The sequence below is a fragment of the Paenibacillus sp. Aloe-11 genome (genome assembly GCF_000245715.1).
Classification (GTDB): domain Bacteria; phylum Bacillota; class Bacilli; order Paenibacillales; family Paenibacillaceae; genus Paenibacillus; species Paenibacillus kribbensis.
Genome location: NZ_JH601043.1, coordinates 13775 through 15607, shown reverse-complemented (window position 1 = coordinate 15607; position 1833 = coordinate 13775). Strand labels below are relative to the sequence as shown.

Sequence of the window (1833 nt, the reverse complement as noted above, 5' to 3'; positions counted from 1 at the left end):
CGGTAGCGTTCACGTCACCAAGCGCATTGTAACGGAAACGAACGCCAAAGTTCGTCGCCAGCCAGTCGGAGCTGGTTAATCCCTGCATTGCTGGTGATGCAGCTTCTTCTGCCGTCATGCCTTTAGCCGGGTTGGAATAGGCCCCGCGACGGTAGCCGTTCATAACCTCGGAAGAATCCCAACGGTTTTTGTTGCGGTCTGCGTTATAGTGATCGGAGATGAAGAATACGCTGCCTCCGTTCTTCACATATTGCAGCAAAGCAGCCTGCTCGGATGCCTTAAAGGCAACATTGGCTTCACCGATGATGAACACATCATATGGGCGAAGCTTGTCATACGTTATGGCCTGCTCTCCATAGGTAAAAGGAATGCTGCGGTTCAATTGTTCCACCGTAAAGCCTGCCTTGCGCAGCCCGCCTGCAAAATCGGAGAAGGCGCCATCAATGACCCAATCCGCGGCTCCAGCTGTCTGTGCGTGCGTATTATCGAACAGCACCTTTTTGCCTTTTCCATCCGGCAATGTAGTACCCGGTTGACCCGGAGTGCCAGGATCAGGCTCGCCCGGTTCACCAGGGTTTCCCGGCTCGCTTCCGCTCACCAGTTCCACAGCGCTTGGGCTTTTCACTCCGCCAAAATTGTTGTAGGCGCCAAGCGTACCCGTCACGCGGATTTTGCTGCCGATCAGCTCAGGGTGGCCTGAAAGTCCAAATTGCCCTCTGTACGCTGATGTAAGCTGTACATCCAATAGATTAGACGTATTGCGTTCATTGGCTTGATCAGCAATCAATACGTTAAAATCATTCGCAAATGGACTGGAAAAGTTAGCCGTTTTGGATCCGGTCGCGTGTCCAACGACGTAGCCCTCTACCGTCACCGTACCCCCGCTGCTTTGACGCTGGAGTGCTTCTGCCACCGTTAATACTCCCTCGGCATTAACTTGACCGAATGGAACGAAAATTCCGATCAGCAGTGATACAATCGCTGCTAGATGCAGCATTCCTTTCAAGCGTGAACCTGTGAAGCGCAAGCCTTTTGCCATACGTTAATATCCCTCCTATTATCCATAAATGGTATTGTCCTCTATCAGATTAGCTATCAACCTTCTAATTCCTTCCTGTTTTCATCCATAATTATGTAAAATTTAATTTTTTCTACGGAGAATGCGTTAGTTTATGTAAAAATTATCCTCTGTGATTGACAGCGGACACGGCATATATTACTCTAAGAAATAGTTGTAGAACGGTATACGCGAATGAAGATGACGGGAGAGTCCGTCCAGGAAGCCTATAGCCTGGAGGCACCGAAGGAGCAAGACGCCAGCACCCGGCTGACGGATAATCTCTCAGGTCCATGTATCGTCATCTGACGCAACTCTGGAGAGAGCGCAAGCCACCCAAGGGGTAAGGCGGTAATGACACCGCACGAAACTCTCAGGTAACGAGGACAGAGATAAGGGAAACTTCCTTATCCTGTCCTTTTTTGTGCTCACATCGCGCGTCACCATTGGGAACCGTCATATACGCGCAAAGACGCGGCAATACCATATATTATGGTACTAAAACATACAGGGGGCCACACCATGCGTTTCAAAGATGTATTTTCCATTATCGGCCCGGCCATGACCGGACCTTCCAGCTCACATACCGCAGGCGCGGTGCGGCTCGCACGCGTTGCCCGGCACTGGCTCGGCGCACAACCCGACCGTGCCCGCATGACACTGTACGGCTCATTTGCCGATACTTACAAAGGACATGGCACAGATCTGGCGCTCATCGCAGGGCTGCTCAATTATGATACGGACGACAGCCGCATTCCCGATGCCGAGCAATGGGC

At 51.4% G+C, this 1833-nt stretch carries 2 protein-coding genes and 1 riboswitch; of the genes, one reads left to right on the top strand and one right to left on the bottom strand.

What is annotated here, in order from left to right:
* On the bottom strand, positions 1-1039 hold a 1039-nt coding region (locus tag WG8_RS27715), incomplete at its 3' end, for a DUF6359 domain-containing protein (RefSeq protein ID WP_007428436.1).
* A 213-nt stretch (positions 1040-1252) separates the two neighbouring features.
* Positions 1253-1368, top strand: a riboswitch (glycine riboswitch).
* A 211-nt stretch (positions 1369-1579) separates the two neighbouring features.
* Here WG8_RS27715 and WG8_RS02245 point away from each other — a divergent pair.
* Positions 1580-1833 (top strand): serine dehydratase beta chain (locus WG8_RS02245; protein WP_007428434.1); only part of this gene is annotated, 254 nt, incomplete at its 3' end.